This is a genomic window from Exiguobacterium sp. LL15 (assembly GCF_024436095.1).
GTDB lineage: Bacteria > Bacillota > Bacilli > Exiguobacteriales > Exiguobacteriaceae > Exiguobacterium_A > Exiguobacterium_A indicum.
The window spans coordinates 1,131,493-1,154,451 of the sequence record NZ_JANFNX010000001.1; the positions used below are offsets into that span (position 1 = coordinate 1,131,493).

Sequence of the window (22,959 nt, forward strand, 5' to 3'; positions counted from 1 at the left end):
TTTTTTGTTTCTTTAGCATAACTCTTCCATAGGAGGGGTATACATCAAATGGACCAAAAGATTCGGAATATTTTGGATAGGGAGTGATTGACATGCTATTTGAAACGACATCGTACTTAATCGAAAAATTTGCCACTGTTCGTAACCAAACAATTGCCTTGATTGAACCGCTCGAAGCAGAAGACTTCATCATTCAAGCGAGTTCGGACGTGAGTCCGCCGAAATGGCATATCGCCCATACGACTTGGTTTTTTGAACGAATGATACTACAAGAATATAGTGAAGGCTATCGCGTCTTCCATCCGAAGTACAATTATCTGTTCAATTCGTACTACAACTCGATTGGTGCTTACCAGCCTCGTCAACAACGAGGGATGTTGTCACGTCCGACCGTCGAGGACATCATTGCTTACCGGGCATATGTCGATGGACAAATGGTCGAGTTCTTGAAGGAAGAACGGACTCCAGAAGACCAACGGAAAATCGAAGCGTTAGTCGAGATGGGATTACAACACGAACAACAACACCAGGAATTGATCTTGATGGACGTGAAGTATAACTTTTTCACGAATCCACTGTTACCTGCTTATCAATCAAAGTCGTTGGCATCAGATGTGCCTGAAAATGCAGTCAAGGAAATATCGTTTATCCAATTCGAGGAAGGACTCGTCGAGATTGGTCATACAGGAGACGGATTTGCGTTCGACAACGAAAGTCCACGTCATAAAACGTGGCTGCATCCATTTGAACTCGCGACGCGTCCTGTCACGAACGGTGAGTATTTGGCGTTCATTCAAGCAGGGGGCTATGAAAAATCAGAGTATTGGCTATCTGACGGCTTTGCGACGGTGCAAAAAGAAGACTGGAAAGCCCCGTTATATTGGATGAAGGATGACGCGGGAGAGTGGACGATCTTTACGATGAACGGTGTCGAACCACTTCGTCTCGATGAACCGGTCTGTCATGTCAGTTTTTATGAGGCGGACGCTTATAGTCGCTATATAGGGAAACGGTTGCCGACAGAAGCGGAATGGGAATGGGCTTCGCGCCAAGTCGATTCTGTCACGAAGCGTAATATGATGGGAAGCGGGACCTTCCATCCGGTAGCCGTCGAAGAGTCAGAGACGACGCTTGCGAGCATGTTCGGAAACGTCTGGGAGTGGACGTCGAGCGCTTATAGTTCATATCCAGGCAGTAAACCGCTCGAAGGAGCGCTCGGGGAATACAATGCGAAGTTCATGTGTAATCAAATGGTACTGCGTGGAGGAGCGTGCGTGACGCCTGACGATCATATTCGCGAGACGTACCGCAACTTCTTCCCGCCTGATAAACGCTGGTTATTTGGCGGCTTCCGATTGGCGGGTGACATGTGATGCGGGAAACGGTCATTGGCTACGATTTATATACTCCGCAACAAAACATGCGTTTAGAAGTCATCGAAGGTCTGATGCGAGAGCAAAAGGTCTTACCGGCAAAATATTTTTATGATCATATCGGATCCCAGTTGTTCGAACAGATTACGCAACAACCGGAATATTATCCGACACGGACGGAGCTCGCCATCTTGGAGCAGCATCGAGCGGAGATCGCACGAAGTATCGGGGATGTGCATACACTGATTGAATATGGAAGTGGAAGCAGTCGTAAAATCCAGATGTTACTGGAGACATTTACACATCTCGACACGTACATGCCCATTGATATCTCAAAAGATTTCCTAATGGAATCTGCACGCCAATTGTCGGAACGGTATCCTGCGCTGCATATTAAAGCGGTCTGTGGGGATTACTCACAATCGATTTCCTTACCGGTCGAGGAGGCTCAAAAACGAGTCATCTTTTTCCCGGGATCGACGATCGGAAACTTTGAACCGGAGGAAGCGATGCGCTTCTTACGTCATTCCTCACGAATTCTTGAAACGGGCGATGGATTCTTGATCGGCGTCGATCTGAAAAAGTCTGTTGATGTGCTTGAACGGGCTTATAACGATGTAGCCGGTGTCACAGCAGCATTCAATTTGAACATGTTGACGCATTTGAATCAGATGCTCGAGGGAACGTTTGATGTGACACGATTCGAACATCATGCTTTTTATAATGAAGAAAAAGGACGAATCGAAATGCATCTTCGGAGTCAACTCGATCAACTCGTGCAAGTTGGAGATGTGACGGTTCCATTCAAACAAGGGGAAACGATTCATACGGAAAACTCCTATAAGTATAGTAAAGAAGAGTTTGAGACACTTGCCCTTAAAAGTGGTTTTCATCCAGTCAATTGCTGGATCGATGACGATGAACGATTCAGCGTGCATTATTTAGAAAAAATGTAACGGTACATCAAAAAACACTCCCACTTGAAAGCTTCCATTACGAAGCGACACAGGGAGTGTTTTTCTAAATAATCTACCTTATTCGACGCGTGCGCCTTCTGGAATCGGATGTTCCGGTACGACGAGGATTGGCATCCATTGTTCCGAACGTCCGATCTCAAGCAACCGCCCCGACTCTTCAGGCGTACGACCAGGTATATTGAGTACGGCAATCGCTTGTTTTCCAAGCAACTCATGGACATCCGGGCGAAGCGATTCCCAAGCGAGTGAAAAAGAACGCGTAAAGCCGTCGAATTGTAGTTCAAGCTGAATTGAGCCATCGGTAAGATCCGAAAGCGACTGGATTGTACCAACACGTATATCTAAAGCATCGAATAATTCAAGAGGAACGATTGGTTTCATGGACAATGGTGTACTTCCTTTCAAAGTGAAGCATAGAGTGGGTCAGGAGTCGAGAGAGACGTAGGTCGGCTCATAAGTCGTCCATTCGATATCAGGAGTTTGATGACGTGCAAGCTTCGCTAATTGGCTACCGAGATACGGTCCGATCGTCAAACCGGATGCACCGAGTCCGTTCGCTAGGAACACGTTCGGATGATTTTGAAGCGGTCCGATCACCGGCAGGGAGTTTTTCGTATACGGGCGTAAGCCGATACGCAGTTCATCAATCGTCGTTTCTTCGAGACGCGGTAAGACAGGTAAAGCGCGATTCAATAAGGCATGCATCCCTTTGACGGTCGGTTTCAAATCATAATCGGTCTGTTTTTCGTGTGTTGAACCGACGATCAGTTTCCCTTCGTGGATAGAGACGAGATATAATCCGCGTTGTCCCATGACGACGGGCCATGTCGTTGATGTAGAGTCCGTCAAATCGAGTTGCAGAATCTGTCCCTTCTCCGGATGCAAATCGATTTTAAGCTCAAGTGGGCGGAGTAAGTCATTTAACCAGACACCCGCCGTTAAAATGAACTGTTCTGCCGAGTACTGTTCATTTTCCATGGTTATACCAGTGACGACTCCCTTGTCTACGACAAGAGAAGCATCTCCTTCTAGGACGGTCGCTCCATGTTCGACAGCGCCACGAATCAGTGCAGCACACAAGGCACGTCCGTCAACGCGGGCACCACCGGAAACGTATAAGGCATCCTCGATCTGTTCGACGAGTGGAAAGAGCGTTTTGACACGATCTTGGTCCAGTCGTTCGATACGTTCGATGGCAGGTGCTTCCGGAAAACGGTTTTGCGCAATCGTCTCCATCTTTTCGATTTTTGATGTTTCGTGTAAGGCGATCGTGCCAACTTGCTGATAACCCGTACTCGTCTCACCGAGTGCTTCGAGTTCAGGAATCAATGTCTTATAAAAATGAGCCCCGTTATTCGCTAATTTGTACCATGCCTTATTTCGCCGCTGTGTCATCCATGGACAGATGATGCCGGCTGCCGCATGAGAGGCTCGACCAGGTTCCTTCCGATCGACGAGTAAGACGCGTTCACCAGCCTTCGATAAATGATAGGCAGTCGAGGCACCGAGAATTCCGGCGCCAATGATGATATGGGTGTACATGAAAGATTCAACTCGATTCTGTTCAATTGGAATATCTTATATTGTAGCAGTAGAAGATCCGGACGACTAGCAAGAGCGGGTTTCCAATCTGTAGCACATCGAATGATGGGAAATGATGGGGAAAGTGAACCATTTGGCGCGTCATGACGTATACTAAATATACAGTTTCTAAAAACTGTGAATTAGACGATTAGAAACAGCTGAATTCGGAAACATACCCTTATAGGCATCATGTCCTGTCATCATCGACTTTGAAACGGTCCATCATGAAGGAGGGGAAGGCAATGAATATGAGTCAAGCCATCGTACGCAGACGCTACACGGATCATACTTTATTTTATTCCGCCATCCTAATCTGGAAATTGCTATTCTTCCTGCCACTGCTCATGTTCGTCAACAGCGGCACGGACCATGTGTTTCAAATGTACTTCGTACCGTACCTCACGGTCATCTTCCTATTTCGTGTGATGACCTACTTCGCGACCTATAAAGCATCTTTCATGGAGATGACGGAAATGGGTCTTTCGTTATCCTTGCTGATTGCAGATGTATATTTGATTGCGTTGTTCGACATTCCACTTCCGTTTGCTTTAATTATCCTTGCGCTCGCTTTACTCCACTTCAGTGCGGCATTCAGTCGTTTTCGTTGGTTCCGCCGTCGTCTTTGGTTGAATCGGCATCTTGAGATCCTCAATTATTTGACGGATCACGGTGAAGTACCCATTAAAATTGCCGTCATGGCAGAAGATGAAATGCTTGTGACGACGAAGAGTGGAAAAGAGTTTACGTATCGTCAGGTTTATTGGAGCGGATTTTATATTGAACATAGTTGATTGCTATTTGAAACGGATTTCTCTTTGGGGAAATCTTTTGAGACTGAAGACAAGTGCAATTGTTCTCTAACGAGAAGGATTGCGCTTTTTTTGTTCGACTCGCATCGTTTTCCTGGGACAAGCTTCGCTTCGCTGCAGGGTTGCTCTGGCTTGTGTCTCGCCTGAGGAAAGGGCGTGAAAAGGTGTGTCATTTTTTGAGTCAGTTCATTTTTCTACAATCTGAAAGGATTTCTCTTCGAGGAAATCCTTTTTTTGTTGCATACGAAAAAATATAGTACGCTTACATAGAAAAGGGGGAGAAAAAGTTGATTCGTTGTATACTGATCGATGCGAATGACACAATTATTTTGACCGATGATGTAAGTCGGATACAGGAGTCGGGCATCAAACGTTATTTCGTTGATTTCAATCAACCGAACGACGCAGAGAAGCAAAAATTGATTGAGGTTTTTGATTTTCATCCACTGGCGATTGAAGATTGTTTTCATTACTTGCAACGCCCAAAGCTTGAATATTATACAGAACATAGCTTTTTTGTCCTTCATGCGCTCGATGAAGGAACGTTGACGAGTCGTGAAATCAATTTGTTCGCAAGTGATCGGCATCTCGTTAGCTACCATGAGCAATCTTCACCAGAAATTGATATCGTGTTTGAACAGTGTAGCCAACGCCTCGACAAACAAGAAACGGTCGACCTCGTACATAAAATCATGGACAAGATCGTCGACGGGTATTTTCCGATCGTTCATGCGACGGAAGATGAATTGTTTGCGCTTGAGGAACGCTACCGGACGCGTGGCAATGATCGTCGGTTGATGGAGGAGATTTTCGAACTACGCGCGCGGTTACTTCGAATCTCGCGGACGGTCATGCCGATGCGGGACTTATTGTATCGTGTCGTCGAATCAAAGCGGTTATCGATTCATCCAAAGAAACAAGCATTCTTTCGCGATTTGTACGATCACTTACTGAAGTTATCGGAAATGATCGAATACAACCGATTGATGACCTCTGAGTTTCGGGATAACTTCATCTCCCTCAACTCGTACCGGATGAATAGCATCATGAAGACATTGACGATCTTCACGACGATTTTCATGCCGTTGACGTTCATCGCCGGAATATACGGCATGAACTTTGAACATATGCCAGAACTGACGACCCGGTATGGTTATTTCGTGACATTAGGGGCAATGGGACTCCTCGCTTTAGGGATGATTCTGTTCTTCAAAAAAAATCGCTGGTTTGATGAATAAGGGGGGATGTAAGTGGATATTCGACAATTGCTCTTTTTTACGACGATCGTCGAGCAAGGCTATAATTTAACGCGTGCTTCGAAGCACTTGTCGATCTCACAACCGGCGCTTAGTCAGATGATCCGCGATTTCGAACAGCTGGAGCAAGTAGAACTGTTCATTCGAAAGCACGGACGATTGACAGGATTATCGGAAACGGGACGTCAATTGTATGAGGATGCGAAGATCGTCCTGACACGTCATCAAGCATTGATGGGACATCTGCGTGAACGCTCGAATGTCGTCCGAGGGAAAGTCCGTCTCGGAATTCCCCCCGTCATCCTCCCTGTCTTATTTTCGCAGTTGATTCCGAAGTTCATGGCGGAACACCCTGGTATCGAACTCGAAATCATCGAAGAGGGGGCGTTTGAACTCAAGCGTCGACTGTTACTTGAAGAACTCGACTTGGCCATTTTGATTGAACCGGGCGAATCCTATGGTATCGAACGTTTTCGATTGATCGAAGATGAGGTCGTCGTCGCCGTGCGTCCGAATCACCCGTTTCAAGCCAAAGAAGCGTTGTCGTATCGTGATATCGGAAATGAACCACTTGTCATCTTGAACGATCGATTCATGTTACATCATCAAATACTATCGGAGTTTCGTAAAGTGCAGCAAGAGCCGAATATCTTCTTCATGTCAGGGGCATGGGACTTGTTGATCGGGATGGTCCAAGAACTTGACGTCATCTCAATCCTACCGGAGCCGATACTACGGTTTCATCATGCGGATGACATTAAAATCATTCCGTTCGACCCACCGATGTTATGGGATGTCTCGTTGAACCGACTCGTCGGGACGGAATTACGTCCTGTCGTCCGGCACGTTCATCAATACATCGTCCACTATTTTCAGTCGTACTGGCCGACACCTGCGCGATGAAGAAAAAAGACCGGAACGCATCGCGCTCCGGTCTTTTGTGTTGAACGATTGCATTTTATGAAGTGACGTGTTGCGTCAGACTGCGAATCTGCTTCGCTGCTTGTTTATAAGGGGTCAGCGTCTCTTGTGCCTGTAACGTCGCGCGTTCACTCTCAAGTTGCTCGAGTGTTTGGCGTAACAGGTGCTCTGAAACGGCTGTCAAAGAAACGTCCAGATGTGCCGCAGCGACTGCCAGCAAGCGTTCTTCTTGAGTAGCAGTATACGCGAGTGCTTCTTGTTTAGTTAATGTCGCAAGTTCCTCCTTCAACTGCTCCTTCTCATTTTTTTCAAAGAAGGCTTTCGCATTCCGGAAGTGGCGTTTGACGCCGACATAAGGCGTTGCATCTTCGAAGGGTCCGTCAAATGTCATGTCATTTAATCGAGAGACCGTGACAGGTGCGAGTTGGAAGGATTCGTTCCATTGCTCTAGCAACTGTTGCTCCTCTTGTTGACGCCGGATCAAGGCCGCTTCGAGCCATTTATCGACACGGAAATGCGTGACACGGAGCTCTTGTTCGAAATCGAACCGAAGGAACGTCAACAGTTCCGTTAACGCATCTTGTAATGCTGCTCCTTTGCCAGTTTGAGCAAAACGAACAGGGTTATAGGCTTCCTTGAAAAAGTCAGGGAAACGGTAGTAAATGCGTTGTACAACATGGTGCAACAGCTCATGGATCTCTGCTTTGAGTGCAGGTTCGATCACAGCGGCGCGATTGTCTTCGAAACGATCCGTGACCTGCTGTTCTAGAGTAGACAGCTCAGCCAATCGTTCTTCTTTTCGCAACAGATTCGCTTCAGTCGCAGCGATAAATCGTTCGAGTCGCTGGACGGTCTTTTCCGTCTGCTCAGACAACGAGACTTTGGCAAGACCGGTCAAGTCCTCTGCAAGGAAGTGATGGAATGCCTCCTCGAATTCGGGTAGACCGGAAGTTGAATCCGATCGCTCTTGTTGCTTTTCGGTGAGTCCTTGTAAGCTCGAGACTCCATAGAGTCGGGGCGACCGAATCCCGAAGCGTTGCAATTCCGTCGCGACATAGTTCAAGACATCTTGACGTTCGCTATCTGAAGCAGCGAGATCAATCGCATTGACGAGGAAGAACATCTTGTCGAGTTCGAATGCGTCTTTGACACGACCGAGTTGAATCAAGAATTCACGGTCAGCGCGGGCGAAGGCATGATTGAAGTACGTGACGAACAAGATCGCATCCGCGTTCTTGATGTAATCAAAAGCGACATCAGTATGACGGGCATTGATTGAATCTGCTCCTGGCGTATCAACGAGCGTCACGCCGAGACGTGTTAACGGACTATCGTAATAGAAATCGATGACATCTACGAAACAGCTTCGTTCTTCCTGCGCGACATACTGTTTAAATGCGTCTTGATCGACCGTCTGAGCGGTACCGATGAAGGATTGAACGGCAGGGAATCCTTTCAAGAAAGCACGCAAGAACGGGTCCGTCAGTGACGCGGTACGTGGTAAGAGCGTATCGTATGCCTGTTTCGTTGACTCGAATGTCATCGTTCCGACCATCGCTTCATTTAAGTCTTCCAGCATCGATGCTTCCGACTTGAACGTGACTTCTGCCACGCCGTGCGGGTGTGCAGCGTCAACAGGGTGAATCCGGTTGATCGATGCGGTCGTCGGATTCGGAGAGACCGGGAGGACCTTGTCTCCGAGTAAGGCATTGCAAAACGACGATTTCCCAGCACTGAAGGCACCGAATAAGGCAATCGTGAACGATTGATGTGTCAGTCGGTCCAATTTGTCATTCAAATAAGCGACGGCATCTTCAAAACCTTGAAGACCATTTAGATGCTGACGGATTTGAGCGACGTCTTCCGGTGCATAACGGACGGCTTGTTGCTCACTGATCGTCGTCGCAACTTCAAACGAAGTAATTTCTGTCACCGATTCATATCCGGTAAAGGAAACGATCGCCGCTTCTTGCTGAATCAATTGCTCCTCCCAAACTGAGACTTGCGTCCGAGCCTGTTTGAGTTGTTGATCGGATGGACTCGCAACGCCATGCTCATATCGCTCGAGTGCTACGGTAGCCTGTTGCCATGCTTGAACGCTATTCCATTTATGCTGTAGTGACGTCTGTTGTTGCAATAGTTCAGCTTGTTCTTTCGGGAAAGTTGCCGTCAACTCTTGACGAACAAGCTCACGCCACGCGTTCGTTTCCTTGACGAACCACGCTTGTGTCTGTTCGGCGACACGATTCGTGAACTGGAGCACTGATTCACCTGTGATCGTAATACCGGTTGGCAAGGCACTTTCGAGTACGGAAAGCGGTGGGTCGAGTGAGAGCTGATCGATTGCGACGATATGCGTATCCTGCAGGAGACCAAGGTCACGTAACGATTGTTTCATCAAGTTACGTAAATGAAGCGAAATTTCGGAAGCGGTCACTGTCTGATAGGCACGGAGCACGTCTTGTGCGATCTCCGCTTGAGCCGCTTCCGTTTTTTTCGCGCTACGGAATAATCCAACCTTGAAATCATGCTGACGTGACTCGAGGAAACGGCGCATCTTCTCGCGTAACTCAAATGGCATCAATGTCGCATTTTTCAAGAGTTGATCCCGATGAAGCGAAAACGTCTGTACCCAGCGGTCCGGTTGACGTGCTTCTAATTGTTGCGAGACACGCGTTAATTCGGTTTCGATTTTCGCCGGATCCCGTCGTTCAGCGTCATTCAATTGCTCAGCCATCGTCTCTTGTGTTTCTGAGACGAGACGTGTGAGATAACGTGTATGCTCCTGGTGAAGACTTTCGAGTGTCAAAGCGGCAGAAGTCAACAACTTCGGTTGAGCGTCCCGAATGCTTTGTTTGACGAGCTGTTCGACTTCCGTGAAATCGTTATGCGGATGGGCTGGGTCCCGTAGGCTCGTAAAGAAGATTCCTTTCGGCACGACACCGTGTTCAGCGAAGGACGCATGAACCGAGCGGCGGAAGGCGTCGAATGATAGTTCATCGTTACGATGTTTATCGATTTGATTGACGATTAAATACAATTCCGGTACGGCAGCTTGTAATTCATCCGTCACCATGAAGTTCAATTCGGATTGAACATGATTGTAGTCCATGACGTAAAACAAGATGTCAGCCAAGTGAAGGGCAGACTCCGTTGAGACCCGGTGGGCATCATCGACCGAGTCGACGCCTGGCGTATCCATCAAGACGAGACCAGGAGGCAGCGCGGACGCGGCATGCGTCAAATCGATTTGTCGGACATCACCACTTTTCCCAAGCGATTGAAGATGCTCCTCTTGCTCTGTTGCTGTCAGACGAACAGAGGGCTGTTCATGAAAGTGAACGATTGCTGAATCCGTCTCACCTTGCTGAAGTGTCACGATGTTCGCACTCGTCGGAATCGGACTCGTCGGTAAGACCGATTCACCCGTCAAGGCGTTGATCATGCTCGATTTTCCAGCTGAAAAGTGACCGGCAAACGCAATCGTGAACTCTCGTTTTAATAGTTTGCTAGCGAATTTATCTAGTTTATCTAAACGGAGTTGATCCGTTGAAGGTTGAATCAATGTGGCGAGTGAAGCCGTCGCCTCGAGTTGGTTCGATAATCGTTCCTCAAATGAGCGCATGCGATGAAACCCCTTTCTTTCAGTCATCGTCCAGTGTATCACGATTTTTTCCATTTCGTCATCCTTCTGTAAACGTCAAAAAACGATTCGCCAAGGAAGAGGCGAATCGTTTTGATTGGCGTTAAGAGGACGGAACGATTTCGTCCGCACGTGTCGATTCTTGTTCCGTCGAATGAATCCGGCGCAACAAGTGTAATTTGAAGAGATACATCACGAGCAGGTGAACGTTCGCCTGTGTTGCCTTGTAGAGTATCCACGGTAGCGCAGGGACGAATTCATGGATGGCGATGATACATTCCTGCGTACCGGGAATTTGCCGGAATTCAATCCGACCACGGCTGTCTTGCTCGACTTTTGCGAACAATCCGCCGGTAATCCGGTACGTCGCCATGTGTCGATCGTGAACCGGTTCCTTCGTCAATTCCAGCAGCGGTTGTTCGTAAAACGGAATGTGGATCCGAACGACTTGATCTTGCACGGTTGAAGATAGGAAAGGGCGAGCAAATGATGACAACCAGTTCATATAATCTTCAGCTGCCCAGTCGGCATCGCGATCCTTTGGCAAAAGAACACGTTGTACCGATCGGACGTCAAGGACGTCTGGTGTCGAAGACGACGAGGAAGAAGATCCTTTTTGTTCCTCCTCCTCTTTTAACGCATCTCGGACTGATTGTTCGAATGTGATTTTGCCGTCACTGATGCCGGGAACCATTTTTTCTGGATCCGCAACCATCTCATGGACCATGCTTTCAACGAGTGGATAGACGGTTTCTTTTGGTTCTCCGGACACGAGTGTCACCCAAAGGCGGGATAATTTAACGGTCAATAAAGGAATATCGATCGTCGGTTGTCGTTTACCCATGATGTCGGCTGTTTGAAGGATCATCTCTTTGTAGGTCATCGCTTCCGGACCACCGATATCGATGGCCCGGTCTTTGACATCATCGCGATCGACACTTTCACCAAGAGCATGAATGACGTCGGGTAAGGCGACAGGATGTGTCTTGTTACGTGTCCATCGTGGGAGTGCCATGACGGGTAAGCGTTTGACGAGTTTCGATAATATTGGGAACGATGAACCTTTAGGACCAACGATTAACGCAGCACGGATCGTCGTCACCGGTGTTCCGTACGCACCGAGAACGCGTTCGACTTCAAGTCGACTCTTTAAGTGACGCGATAGATTTTCTGTTTCCTCGGGGATGATACCACTTAAGTAGATGATTTGCCGGATGCCGTTTTCTTTTGCGGCACGGGCGAAGTTATCGGCTAACAATAAGTCCATATTCTCAAACGATCCTTGTGTCAATTTAGCAGATGGCATCATCGAATGGACGAGGTAGACAGCGATGTCCGCTCCTTTCATACCAGCGATCGTATCGTCTAGAGAAAAGAGATCGCACGATCGCCATTCGACGCGTTCCTCATTGTCCTTGTCGTCACCATTTCGTGAAAGGGCGATGACGTCATATTTTTTCTTTAGTTCGTTCAGTAAATTGTGACCAATGTATCCGGTGGCTCCGGCTAAAGCTAGGCGCGTTGGCATGGATGTAAACTCCTCTCTTATATCTGTTGTAATGTACCCCCAATCGAGTCGGTTCAATCGCAAGAGGATATGCTGAGACGATTCAGTTGAATGGAATAGGGAATAGTAACATATGGAAAAGAACCAACAGGAAGTATGAAAACAAAGGGGGCTTCAACCATGCAGACGATACAATTCATGCAAGAGGGACATGAACGACGATTCGATCTGTTGTGGAGACGATTAAAGCCGAAACAACGAGAAGATGCAGCGATGGTCTCGATGCTGTACCTTGCGACAGGACAGCCAGAAGTGCTCGAACGGTTCTCGGATTACTTCTTTCCGGATAGTGGTGAGTTTTTTGATCGTGAATTTCTGGCTGAACCCTATCCGAGTCCAGCGTTAGAAGCAATCATCCACTTGATCGTCCAATTGTATAATGGACGAACGACGATCACGATCATCGAGCTGATTGAACGATTGGATGAGCAACAGATGTCGCTCGTACTCGAAGCGATTAAATTGCGGGCATACGGATGTCAGATGCTACAAAAAGGTGCGAAATCGTAATGCCACTCGTATGAATCCGATTGATGAAGAAACTCCTCTTCATCAATCGGATTTTTTGTAAGGGAAGAAAAGTTGTAAGTTCAAGAATCGGTAAGAAGATGTTCGTGAATCAGAGTTCATTAAAATAAATCGCCATGAAAATAAAAGCTAAGTTTATTCACGAAGAACTAATTGAGATGGGCGGCGACTGGAAATAAGATGAAAGTATCAGTAAAAGGTGGTCTAACTATGGAAGGAGTGACATCATGCAGCTCAAAGAATCGATCTACTTTCACTCACCGATTTTCATCCAAAACTTGTTGACGACTTTACAAGGACGTCGCCTGTTCCATGAACGATACGGTCCCGCCTATCAGCAACGTTTACAAGAACTGAAACAGAAGTTAGGACGACCGCATGACGTTCGAGCAGAACAATTGCATCGATTAAACGACTTCCTTTCTTTTTGCCAAACACATAGTCCATACTATCAGGAATTGTTTTCTACCATTGCACTAGAGCTCCCGCTAAAATCGATTGACGAACTAAAACAGATTCCCCCTTTGACGAAAGAAATCTTACGCCAACAAAATGAGGACGTCCATGCGCACGTCCATGCCCCGATTCTCGGAAAAACGGGCGGTACGACCGGTAAATCGATTCAAGTGCATTATACAAAGGAAGACATGCAAATCCGGATGGCACATCTTGACTTCTTCAAGTGGACCCATGGAGTCGATAAAGGGATGCGCCGTGCAAGTTTTACCGGTCAAACGCTTGCTTCCCCGCAACAAAAGGCACCGGTTTATTGGCGGACGAATAAAGTCATCAATCAGATGTTGTTCTCGATCAAAAACATCAATCCGAAAACCGCCGCTTCATACATCGAACAACTGAATCGGTTTCAGCCGGAATCGATTGATGGTTTGCCTTCAGGAATGATCGAAGTCGCACGATATGCTAAAAAATATGGGATGACCTGTACGTTTCGTCCCAAAGCAATCTTCCCGACGGCTGAGATGATGACGGCAGAAGAACGAACGCTCGTCGAAGAAGTCTTCCATGCGCCAATCTATGATCAGTATGCGTCGTCAGAAGGGGCGCCGATCGTCGCCGAATGTCCGTATGGGAAAAAACATTTACATTATGAGATGGGAATCATTGAACGTGATGAGGACGGTGAAATCCTTGTGACGAGCTTCGATACGCATGGTACACCACTTGTCCGTTACCGCGTTGGCGATCGGATGACGCTTAGTCAGGAAACGTGTCCCTGTGGTCATCAAGGTCCGATCATCGCTTCGATCGACGGACGGGGGAGAAGCTTCATTCAACTCAGAAACGGGCACCGTGTCTTTGAAGGCGAACTTGCGGGAATCGTTCGAGCGTTCCCGAACTGTATCGAACGCGTGCAATACATTCAAGAGACGCGGGATGAGATTGTTTTATTATATGTTCCGGATGAACGATGCTTCGAGAAAGAACATGAGAAGAAACTCTTTTTCGTTCTTGACCGACTGTTTGACGGACAATTGAATGTCGTCATGCGCGCGGTACCCGAAATTCCGAAAGAAATCAGTGGAAAAACGTTACTGATTAAACAACAGTATGCATGACACATGAAAAGGCGAGGTCACCGATGATCTCGCTTTTTCGTATGTCCTGAAACTGTCAGTCGCGTGGTCGCACCGGAATCCAGATGGCAGATTGATAATCGGCGGCAGACGGGTCGCCTGCCGAATAAACTTCGAGTTCAGCGTGAGGTAGAGGATCATATCCATGCGATGGGATCCACTCTTGATAGATACGCTGCCACATCTCTTGAATAGCATGCGGCATCGGACCAACGACCGGAAACGTCGCCCAAAGACTCGCCGGAATCGTCATCGTTTCCTGACCGGGCAGAACTTCCGTTGTCGTCGTCGCGATCCAATAATCCATCGATGCTTCGGTGAAATTGGAGCAGACACCAATCACACCTTCAATCTGACCGTCATTTTGTTTAAACAAGGTAGCATCTTGACCAGAATGATTCACATCATTCCAAAACAACGGAATCAGTTGTTGTTGGGCACCATCTTGCGTCGGGAAATGTTTTCGCCATCCTGAAATTTGTAAAGCCGGTCGTTCGATGAGTTGGTAATCCATTTGCTCCAGTCCCTTCAAGGTCACCTGAATGCTCAGGCGGTTATAGGCGTGAATCGGACGTCGCTCGCTTCGCATCAACGTTGGCGAACAACCATGCTGACGTTTGAAAGCTTTCGTAAAAGCTTCCGGCGTCTCATAACCAAAACGTAAGGCGAGATCGATGATTTTTTCGTCCGTCTGTGTCAATTGTTGCGCTGCGAGCGTCAGACGTCGTCCTCGGATGTATTCCGGTAACGTCATCATCGCAAGTAACGAAAACGTCCGTTGTAAAGGATAAGCCTGCATCTGAGCGACTTTTGTCAAAACGTTGAGATTGAGCGAGTCTTCTAAATGATCTTCGATATAGTCAATAACGCGTTGAATCGATTCGAGCCACATCTTGTCACCTCCTTGTTTTCAGTATAGTAGAGCGAAGATCGTCGGACCTGTCCAAGGTGATAGCAATTTGTCAGGATGCATGTTCCCTTATTTTTGTCATATTCCTGTCAGTTATTTACGATATCGTAGAGATATCGTAATCGTTATTTCCCTTGCGAAAGGACGTGATGATATGGGTATCAAAGAGCAGATCTACAATCGCTCTCCTCTATTTCTCCAGCACCTCTTCACAACCCTCTATGGGTATCAATTGCATCGCGAACGTTATGGACCGGTATATCAAGAACGGTTCCGGATGCTCCTCGAACGAGAACATACGACGATCGACGTCAAAGCGGAACAACTTGATCGTTTAAATGACTTCCTTCGCTTCTGTACGGAACACAGTCCTTATTACCGTCAACTCTTCGCTTCACATGGCATTCGCCTACCTTTAACGGACTTATCCGAACTAAAACATATTCCTGTACTATCAAAAGAAATATTACGAACGCACATGGAGAACATTCAAACAGATATCGCTGCGCCAATCATAGGGAAAACGGGCGGAACGACAGGCACGTCACTACAAGTACGATATACGATACCGGATATGCAAATTCGCATGGCCCATCTGGATTATTTCAAGGCGACCCACGGTGTATACCGTGGCATGCGACGAATCAGCTTTACGGCACAGGATCTCGTACCCGAGCGTCAACAGGTGGACGTCTATTGGCGAATGAATCGAGCGGCGAATCAACTCTTGTTCACGGTGAAACGGTTATCCCCACGGACGATGGCAGCGTATCTTGAAGCCATCGAACGTTTTCAACCAGAAACGATTGATGGTCTTCCGTCAGCGATGATTGAGCTCGCCCGGTTCGCGAAGCGAGAAGGGATTCGCTTGACGTGTCAACCGATTGCGATTTTCCCGACGGCAGAACGGATCGACGCGGAAGAGCGCCAAGTCATCGAAGAAGTGTTTCACGGACCAGTCTTTGATCAATATGCATCGTCTGAAGGGGCACCTATCGTTTCGGAATGCCGGTTTGGTCAAAAACATCTGCACCATGAGATGGGGATCATCGAACTCGATACAGACGGGGAGATTCTTGTGACGAGTTTTGATACACACGGAACCCCCCTCATTCGCTACCGGGTCGGAGATCGGATGACGCTTAGTCAGCGCACCTGTTCCTGTGGTCACCCGGGACCAATCATCGAATCGATTGACGGCAGGGGGCGGGCCTTCATCCAAAAACCGGATGGGCAAAAGATTTTTGAAGCGCAACTGGCGAGTCTCGTCAAACATTTGCCAAACAGTATCGAGCGTATTCAATATGTTCAAATGACGACAGATAGTGTATCAATCTACTACGTTCCGGACGCAGAGCGGTTCAGTGAATCAGACGAACGACTTCTGATGGAACGGCTGTACCGTGTATTCGGTCGTGATATCCATCTCGATGTACAAGCCGTTTCTTATATCGATGCAGAGGAAAGCGGGAAAATTTTGCTCGTTAAATCAAGCTTAACAGGATGAAGGTAGCGGACAGATCGTGATGCCTGTCCGCTTTTTTAATGATTTCTCATCATACCTCAGTTAAAAGTACATGTTAAAACACCTCCACTGTTAGTACTTCTAAAAGATGTACCAATATAAAGGTGTTCTAGATTACATCATTCAATTCGTTTTTGATATCCCTTATCTTTTTTAAAAGCCATTTTTTATATAAGCGGGCGTAAAACCCCTATGCCTTTAAGCTAGGGGATGTAAGCTTAACTTCCTTGTGTCTGGATGTATTTTTGAATCGGTTTCTTTGCTGACATTTCCGATGCTACAGGAGATATCACTCCATTACTTTTCTAAACCTTTGCGAATCAGTTCATACACCGCTTCGGCAAAAGAAGAAATATAATTCTCTTTTTGATATTTCTCTATTGACTCTACTAAATTTTTTGGAAATATAATTAATTTTGATACGCGCTCCATTTGACGTCATCCCCTTATTTAACATGTATATATATTGTAGATATTAAACGCATGCCAAAAGGAGGTGGAAATCAATATGAAAAAGTACAAGGCCTACAAATTCAGAATCTACCCCACGAAAGAGCAGGAAATCCTGATCGCGAAGACGATTGGTTGTTCACGATTCGTATTCAACCACTTCTTGGCGAAGTGGGATGAGACTTACAAAGCGACTGGAAAAGGACTCTCCTACGGTTCTTGTTCCAAAGAAATTCCTATCCTGAAGCAGGAGTTTGAATGGCTGAAAGAAGTCGATAGTACTTCCGTGCAAACTAGCGTCAAACATCTTGCCGATGCCTATGACCGTTTCTTCAAGAAACAGAATGAACGTCCTCGTTTTAAATCAAAGCGAAACCCTGTGCAATCGTACAAGACGAACATCCAAGGCAAGTCTCAACTTCCTGAAGTCTCCATCATCGAGAACAAGCTCAAACTTCCGAAGCTGAAATGGGTCCGTTTCGCCTATTCGAAACAGATTGCAGGACGTATTTTGAACGCTACGATCCGACGTAACGCTTCAGGGAAATATTTCGTCTCCCTACTCGTCGAGCAGGCGATCCACGAATTGCCGAAGACCGGTTCATCTGTTGGCGTCGACGTCGGACTCAAGAACTTTGCCATCCTGTCGGACGGCACAGTATACAAGAACGACCGTTACCTCCGTTCGCTTGAGAAGAAACTGGCGCGCGAGCAGAGAAAGCTGTCACGACGTCAGCACATCGCCCTGAACAGGAAGGTGAAGCTGTCCGAGGCCAATAACTACCAGAAGCAGAAGCGGAAGGTCGCCCGTATCCACGAAAAGATTGCCAACAAACGCACCGACTTCCTGCACAAGGTATCGACCGAGATCGTCAAAAACCACGACGTCATCGGAATCGAGACCTTACAGGTGAAGAGCATGCAGAAGAACCGCAAGTTAAGCAAGTCCATCTCCGAGGTCAGCTGGTCGGCGTTCTTCCGCATGCTGGAGTACAAGGCGGAATGGTACGGGAAGACCGTCGTTAAGGTCGGCAAGACCTTCGCATCAAGTCAACTGTGCTCCGGTTGCGGTCATCAACACAAAGACGTTAAGAATCTCGCTTTACGGGAATGGACATGTCCGAGTTGCGGAGTCCATCATGATCGCGATATGAACGCAGGACTGAATCTCAAACAAGAAGCAGAACGTATCTTAGCTTCTTCAACCGTCGGGACGACGGGGTTAGCCTGATCATTTTTCGACCGCTAGGTCGGATAACTCAGGAATCCACTACGGCTTTAACCTAGTGGAAGTTCAATTTCTTTGTCTTTTACGATGATAAAATCTTCTGTTCCTTTAACAGAATAGATGGTGGACCCGACTGAAAAAAGATTCGATTGACTGTTCGCTTGGGGCATTTCATATGCTTTTGTTTTCTTTAATATCGTACTCATTTTTTCTCCTTGTCGCTTAGATGCATCCAATTCAGCTTCTGTTCCACTATACTCTTTGTTATTCACAATGACGATCATGGCATGACTAGCTTCGTCCTCTGTACCGGTTTAACTGCATCCGAATAAAAATTCAATGAACACAATGACGATTATCTTTTTCATCGGAACCTCCTTATATGAGTAATTGTTGAATAATAACGTAAATTCCTGATAGGTAAAAGTCGCTTCCTTTACCAAGTATAAGGTAAAATCAGGAAAAGGAGGGAGATAGATGAAACCTCGGATTTTATTGTTGGGCATGTTCCATCTCGATCGTCCGGCAAATGGTGACATGATTCGTCCAGCAATTTTTGATGTCGCGTCAGAAAAAAGGCAACGAGAAATCCAAGAAGTTGTTAATCGATTGAATGCATTTCGACCGACAGGCGTTGCCCTTGAGACGTCACCTGAACGCATAAGTGACCTGCAACATACATATGACACCTATCAACATGAGAGCGATTTAACCGAAAATGAACGGCAACAAATTGGCTTTCGATTAGCCCGGATGGCGGGAGTAGCAGATCTCCATGGGGTCGATTGGAACGAAATCGTACCCGGCGTACCGGATTTAGGAATCGTCCGTTCACATCATCCGGAAGCCTTTGAGACGATCGTCGCGGCTGAGATGAAGCGGACAGAACAGTTAGAGCACGCGATGGAGCAGTCATCATTCTCCGAATGGCTCGATCGATTGCACGCTGAAGAAACGATTGCAGCGTCGGCTAGAATCTATGATCAAATCGAACGACTGGAGAGTGGTCGGATTTGGGTTGAACGCTACTGGCGAGTCCGCAATCAAAAGATCGCAAATCGTTTACTGCACCTCGCTCAGGCGAACGAACGAATCGTCTGTTTGTACGGTGCTGCGCACCTCCCGTTATTACGACAATATTTGAATGAATCGAACCAAGTCGAAGTGATGACGTGGAACGATTGGAACAACAAAAAGGAGTGTATGTAAATGCTATTTCACTACCATATTTGGACACCACATTTGGAAGAAACAGAAGCTTGGTACACGGCACGCGGATTTCACGTTTCCCAGCGCATCGGGAAGAAAGACGGAGAATTTTCGTCGTTCAATCCACCTCTATCATGGGATGATTTTCGAGCCGATCAAATTTTATTCCGAATCATTGAAATGAAAAGGGGAGCGGTCAATGTGACGATCGGATTCGGAAAAACGGTTCGTTTCGATCACATCGGATTTTTGATTCAGCCCGGTGACGTGCAAACGATTCTCGATCGCGCAGAAACGTTATCGTTCACCGTCCAAGCGAACGAACGGCGGACATTCTTGCAGACACCATACGGATTACGGATTGAACTGCAAGTCCATGAAGATGCGATTGCGGATACTGATGGAGCGACGCTTGAGCGTCTGATCCTAGCGACGCCGCGCGAAGGATTAGAGGCGGATTTAGCGAAACTGTTCGATCGACCGATTTCACAAATCCAAACCGTCCGCGGAGAGAAGACCGTCTTGCAAGAAGCAGTCTTTTCCGACGTATCGCTCGTAGGTACGGATCCGAACGGTGTTCAGCTCGTCTGCTCATAATCAACGAATACTTTGATCGGGAGATCTGGTGTTTCCATTAAGCTAGCGAAGCAACTGGCGAGCTCCGAAAACGAAGTCTCGTGTTCGAACAAAGCGGGCAATGTCGCGTGACGCTCGTCTGCAAAGAGCCAGTCTGCGTGCTTGCGGTAGTCCCAGCCGTCACTCGATGCAACGATCTGAAGTTCTTTCGCGTGAAACGCGGGCGTCAACGTCAAGGCTTCCCGGTTGCCGTCCGATAAGACGCAGATTGCACCATGAGGACGGACAGCAGATTGAAGCTCGGTAAAGGTCGCTTGGCGTCCGGAACATTCGATGGCGACGTCATACATACTTGAACCCGGTGTGACAACACGTGCACCTAATTGACGCGCTAACTCCGCTCGAGACGTAAGCGGCTCGAGGATATCAATCTGACGAACATTGACATAATGTCGCAAGTAATGCACTGTCAGCAAACCGATCGTACCCATTCCAGAAACTAAGACGCTTGTGTCGGATGTCAATGTCAGTTTTCGAACGCCTTTTGCCGCGTCACAAGACAGAATCAGTAGTAAGGCTTCACGTGGTGAGACGTGAGCAGGAACCGGGATGACCTTCGATTCAGGAACGATCGCTTGATCTTGATGTCCATAGAAGCTGACGATCCGATCACCCGGCTTGACGATTTGGACGGCGTCACCAACTGCAAGCACTTCGCCGTAACTTTCATATCCGGTCTCGAGTGGATAATCATAAACGGTTTCGGTCATATCTTGTTCCAGCCATTGGGGAAGTTCGGCACCGATACTGATGGCACCGGCTAGAGTGCGGACGTGGACGTCATGGATGCCAAGCGGCGGCAGTTCCCGAACAAGATAACCAGGCGTTTTCGACTCAACAAGACAGCAAATCGTTGTAGTGTTCAACATGTAAACCTCATTTCATTGTTGGATTGATGACATATGGATCAAGCATATACCACTTTACTTGTAAAATATAACAATTCGTAACAGAAATGATGTAGAATAAGAAAGAAAAGGAGGGAATCGAATGGAACCATTATTGATTTTGGCATTGCTCGTGTTCGCATTCTTGACGTATCGGTATAGTAAGATCCTCGTCCGAAAGGATATCTCTGCTGCAAACAAACGACTCGCAATCGTCTTTTATTTGATTGCCGTCAGTGGACTTGGCGCTGTCGTCTATTTCAACGTATAAGGAGGACCACCCATGCATTCAACGACTAAACGACGAATCGGTGCGTATATCATCAACCAAGCTGTTTATTTCGGACTTTCCTTCGTCATCGAAAAAACGGTGTTACGACGTGTGAAGTCAGAAGTCGTTCACGCTGTCGTGACACAACCGACAATCAGTTTTCTAGGAGAAGTCGCGCAATTAAAACTGTTGAACGGAAAAACGATTGGTGGTCGGATTTGCGGCATCCAGGTTGAAAGCGAGAACGGATTGCCGTTGACGACAAAACAAATTGTCCGCCGAACAGTCTATCGTGATACGGTCTCGCTATTTAAGATTCGGCCGTATTGGAAACCGTTTCTTGAGAACGGACAACGATTACCGGAAGATGACTTCGCGAGAACGATCGTCCGCTTGAATCAGGAGAAGCTAAATAATGAAGCTTGATTTTCATGTTCATTGTGTCCGTGCCTCTCAACCAACGGAAGCCATTCTGCTCTACCATGGTTGGGGCGGAACGGCTGTTTCTTATCTAGAGTTTGCGCGACAATTATCTGACGAAGGATACGATGTCTTCATCCCGGAACTTCTTCGACACGACCAGCGTGAACCGCTTGATCATCCATTTGATCCAGAAATAACGACGACCTATTTTTGGTCCGTCGTCGAACAATCGATTACGGAAGCGACAGCTATCATCGAACAATCAGGCTGGCATGTTTCAGACGTGATAGCGATCGGCGTCTCGATGGGTGGGTTCATTGCCCACGGGATCATGTCGCGTCAGCCGATTAAAGCACTCGTTGCGATTAATGGGGGCGGTGCCTATCTTGAAGCGGAACGTCAATTCCGCGTTCGCGACGGGCGACCTGCCATTAAACAGGTGGATGTACCATGGAAGCTCGATCCAATCAGTGTGATGGATGAGCGTCCGCGGTTGCTCCTGCACGGGGATGCCGATGACATCATTCCACTATCAATCCAGCAGTTCTATCACGCAACCGCTGTTCAAGCAGGTAGGGCACAAACGACTATTTTAGATGTTTTTCCAGATATCAATCATACCGTGACTGATGCTATGATCAAGCAACTGATCACATGGCTGAAGCACGTCAAACTTCAAGGGGCGACAGATGGACTACATACGCTTTCTTCGCAGTAAGGTTGGTCAAGAAAAAGTGATGTTGAACTTTGCGGATGGCATCGTCATCGACGAGGAGGGGCGCGTTCTTCTTCAAAAACGGTGGTAGCAACAAGCATGGGGCTTTCCCGGCGGCGCACTGGAACTGGGAGAGTCGCTCGTTGAAGCCGCACAGCGTGAGATTTTTGAAGAGACCGGTTTTCATGTCACGATCGAACGTTTGAGTGGTGTCTATTCGAAATACGAAGAGATGTATCCAAACGGGGATGTCGTCCAGCCGATCGTCCATTTTTTCGTTTGCCGAATCAATGGGGACGATTGACGATTGATTCCGATGAATCACTCGACGTTGCTTTTTTTGAAAGAGACCAAATGCCAGAGCTCTATAGCGAACTGCATCAAACAGCCTGGAACGATTTTTTGACGGAAACGGGTCCGGTCTTTCGATAATGCAAAACATCCTTCTGATT

The 22,959-nt window shown here is 47.3% G+C and carries 22 protein-coding genes and 1 pseudogene; 15 read left to right on the forward strand and 8 right to left on the reverse strand.

The window, feature by feature from the left end; translation table 11 throughout:
• Positions 1 to 92 precede the first annotated feature (92 nt).
• Positions 93 to 1,373: an ergothioneine biosynthesis protein EgtB gene (gene egtB / locus NOM72_RS05575; RefSeq protein WP_255998072.1), complete on the forward strand. Its 1,281-nt coding sequence runs from the start codon at positions 93 to 95 to the stop codon at positions 1,371 to 1,373.
• A complete protein-coding gene (gene egtD, locus NOM72_RS05580) occupies positions 1,373 to 2,329 on the forward strand; it encodes an L-histidine N(alpha)-methyltransferase (RefSeq protein ID WP_050679085.1) in 957 nt (318 codons plus the stop codon). The genes egtB and egtD overlap by 1 nt, the downstream gene beginning before the upstream one ends.
• 78 nt (positions 2,330 to 2,407) lie before the next feature.
• Here the strand turns inward: egtD and NOM72_RS05585 are convergent, their stop codons facing one another.
• Together NOM72_RS05585 and NOM72_RS05590 are read right to left on the reverse strand one after the other, a co-directional pair.
• Entirely contained in the window at positions 2,408 to 2,731 is a 324-nt protein-coding gene (locus tag NOM72_RS05585; protein ID WP_255998075.1) for a hypothetical protein, read from the reverse strand.
• A 42-nt stretch (positions 2,732 to 2,773) separates the two neighbouring features.
• The gene (locus NOM72_RS05590) at positions 2,774 to 3,892 is read right to left on the reverse strand and encodes an NAD(P)/FAD-dependent oxidoreductase (protein WP_255998077.1); all 1,119 of its coding nucleotides are present in this window, start codon (positions 3,890 to 3,892) and stop codon (positions 2,774 to 2,776) included.
• A 284-nt stretch (positions 3,893 to 4,176) separates the two neighbouring features.
• On the opposite strand from NOM72_RS05590, the gene NOM72_RS05595 reads away from it, so the two are divergent.
• From NOM72_RS05595 to NOM72_RS05605, 3 genes are all read left to right on the forward strand, one after another.
• A complete protein-coding gene (locus NOM72_RS05595) occupies positions 4,177 to 4,725 on the forward strand; it encodes a hypothetical protein (RefSeq protein ID WP_255998079.1) in 549 nt (182 codons plus the stop codon).
• A gap of 305 nt (positions 4,726 to 5,030) precedes the next feature.
• Complete coding sequence (gene corA / locus NOM72_RS05600) at positions 5,031 to 5,981, forward strand: magnesium/cobalt transporter CorA (protein WP_255998081.1); 951 nt, start codon at positions 5,031 to 5,033, stop codon at positions 5,979 to 5,981.
• A gap of 12 nt (positions 5,982 to 5,993) precedes the next feature.
• Complete coding sequence (locus tag NOM72_RS05605; RefSeq protein WP_023468518.1) at positions 5,994 to 6,902, forward strand: LysR family transcriptional regulator; 909 nt, start codon at positions 5,994 to 5,996, stop codon at positions 6,900 to 6,902.
• Positions 6,903 to 6,957: 55 nt separating this feature from the next.
• On the opposite strand, the gene NOM72_RS05610 is transcribed toward NOM72_RS05605, so the two are convergent.
• Together NOM72_RS05610 and NOM72_RS05615 are read right to left on the reverse strand one after the other, a co-directional pair.
• A complete protein-coding gene (locus NOM72_RS05610) occupies positions 6,958 to 10,545 on the reverse strand; it encodes a dynamin family protein (protein ID WP_255998083.1) in 3,588 nt (1,195 codons plus the stop codon).
• A 121-nt stretch (positions 10,546 to 10,666) separates the two neighbouring features.
• Positions 10,667 to 12,091, reverse strand: coding sequence for an NAD(P)H-binding protein (locus tag NOM72_RS05615; protein ID WP_058264874.1), 1,425 nt, complete (start codon positions 12,089 to 12,091; stop codon positions 10,667 to 10,669).
• Positions 12,092 to 12,250: 159 nt separating this feature from the next.
• On the opposite strand from NOM72_RS05615, the gene NOM72_RS05620 reads away from it, so the two are divergent.
• Both NOM72_RS05620 and NOM72_RS05625 read left to right on the forward strand, forming a co-directional pair.
• A complete protein-coding gene (locus NOM72_RS05620; protein WP_035397030.1) occupies positions 12,251 to 12,640 on the forward strand; it encodes a hypothetical protein in 390 nt (129 codons plus the stop codon).
• Between the two features lie 245 nt (positions 12,641 to 12,885).
• Positions 12,886 to 14,235, forward strand: a complete 1,350-nt coding sequence (locus NOM72_RS05625; RefSeq protein ID WP_255998085.1) for a phenylacetate--CoA ligase family protein — start codon at positions 12,886 to 12,888, stop codon at positions 14,233 to 14,235.
• Between the two features lie 55 nt (positions 14,236 to 14,290).
• On the opposite strand, the gene NOM72_RS05630 is transcribed toward NOM72_RS05625, so the two are convergent.
• Entirely contained in the window at positions 14,291 to 15,145 is an 855-nt protein-coding gene (locus NOM72_RS05630) for an AraC family transcriptional regulator (RefSeq protein ID WP_214746078.1), read from the reverse strand.
• Positions 15,146 to 15,317: 172 nt separating this feature from the next.
• On the opposite strand from NOM72_RS05630, the gene NOM72_RS05635 reads away from it, so the two are divergent.
• Positions 15,318 to 16,670 carry a phenylacetate--CoA ligase family protein gene (locus NOM72_RS05635; protein ID WP_255998090.1) on the forward strand — a complete coding sequence of 451 codons (1,353 nt, stop codon included), beginning with the start codon at positions 15,318 to 15,320 and terminating at the stop codon, positions 16,668 to 16,670.
• A gap of 315 nt (positions 16,671 to 16,985) precedes the next feature.
• Here the strand turns inward: NOM72_RS05635 and NOM72_RS05640 are convergent, their stop codons facing one another.
• Positions 16,986 to 17,120 (reverse strand): hypothetical protein, encoded by a 135-nt coding sequence (locus NOM72_RS05640; protein WP_255998092.1) that lies wholly within the window; start codon positions 17,118 to 17,120, stop codon positions 16,986 to 16,988.
• A 76-nt stretch (positions 17,121 to 17,196) separates the two neighbouring features.
• Here NOM72_RS05640 and tnpB point away from each other — a divergent pair, with 76 nt between their 5' ends.
• Positions 17,197 to 18,369 (forward strand): IS200/IS605 family element RNA-guided endonuclease TnpB, encoded by a 1,173-nt coding sequence (gene tnpB / locus NOM72_RS05645; RefSeq protein ID WP_255998094.1) that lies wholly within the window; start codon positions 17,197 to 17,199, stop codon positions 18,367 to 18,369.
• A gap of 47 nt (positions 18,370 to 18,416) precedes the next feature.
• Here the strand turns inward: tnpB and NOM72_RS05650 are convergent, their stop codons facing one another.
• Positions 18,417 to 18,650 carry a hypothetical protein gene (locus NOM72_RS05650; protein ID WP_255998096.1) on the reverse strand — a complete coding sequence of 78 codons (234 nt, stop codon included), beginning with the start codon at positions 18,648 to 18,650 and terminating at the stop codon, positions 18,417 to 18,419.
• Positions 18,651 to 18,843: 193 nt separating this feature from the next.
• On the opposite strand from NOM72_RS05650, the gene NOM72_RS05655 reads away from it, so the two are divergent.
• Together NOM72_RS05655 and NOM72_RS05660 are read left to right on the forward strand one after the other, a co-directional pair.
• A complete protein-coding gene (locus tag NOM72_RS05655; protein WP_255998097.1) occupies positions 18,844 to 19,575 on the forward strand; it encodes a DUF5694 domain-containing protein in 732 nt (243 codons plus the stop codon).
• Positions 19,576 to 20,172 carry a hypothetical protein gene (locus tag NOM72_RS05660; RefSeq protein ID WP_255998099.1) on the forward strand — a complete coding sequence of 199 codons (597 nt, stop codon included), beginning with the start codon at positions 19,576 to 19,578 and terminating at the stop codon, positions 20,170 to 20,172. It begins immediately after the preceding gene.
• Here the strand turns inward: NOM72_RS05660 and NOM72_RS05665 are convergent.
• The gene (locus NOM72_RS05665; RefSeq protein ID WP_255998101.1) at positions 20,154 to 21,080 is read right to left on the reverse strand and encodes a zinc-dependent alcohol dehydrogenase; all 927 of its coding nucleotides are present in this window, start codon (positions 21,078 to 21,080) and stop codon (positions 20,154 to 20,156) included. The genes NOM72_RS05660 and NOM72_RS05665 overlap by 19 nt on opposite strands.
• 121 nt (positions 21,081 to 21,201) lie before the next feature.
• Here NOM72_RS05665 and NOM72_RS05670 point away from each other — a divergent pair, with 121 nt between their 5' ends.
• The 4 genes and pseudogenes from NOM72_RS05670 to NOM72_RS05685 all read left to right on the forward strand — a co-directional run bounded on the left by NOM72_RS05670 (position 21,202) and on the right by NOM72_RS05685 (position 22,939).
• The gene (locus NOM72_RS05670; protein WP_023468507.1) at positions 21,202 to 21,369 is read left to right on the forward strand and encodes a hypothetical protein; all 168 of its coding nucleotides are present in this window, start codon (positions 21,202 to 21,204) and stop codon (positions 21,367 to 21,369) included.
• A 12-nt stretch (positions 21,370 to 21,381) separates the two neighbouring features.
• A complete protein-coding gene (locus NOM72_RS05675; protein ID WP_255998103.1) occupies positions 21,382 to 21,795 on the forward strand; it encodes an RDD family protein in 414 nt (137 codons plus the stop codon).
• Positions 21,785 to 22,510 (forward strand): alpha/beta fold hydrolase, encoded by a 726-nt coding sequence (locus tag NOM72_RS05680; protein ID WP_255998105.1) that lies wholly within the window; start codon positions 21,785 to 21,787, stop codon positions 22,508 to 22,510. The genes NOM72_RS05675 and NOM72_RS05680 overlap by 11 nt, the downstream gene beginning before the upstream one ends.
• Positions 22,482 to 22,939: pseudogene (locus NOM72_RS05685) on the forward strand (NUDIX hydrolase). Before NOM72_RS05680 ends, NOM72_RS05685 begins: the two are co-directional and overlap by 29 nt.
• Positions 22,940 to 22,959 lie beyond the last annotated feature (20 nt).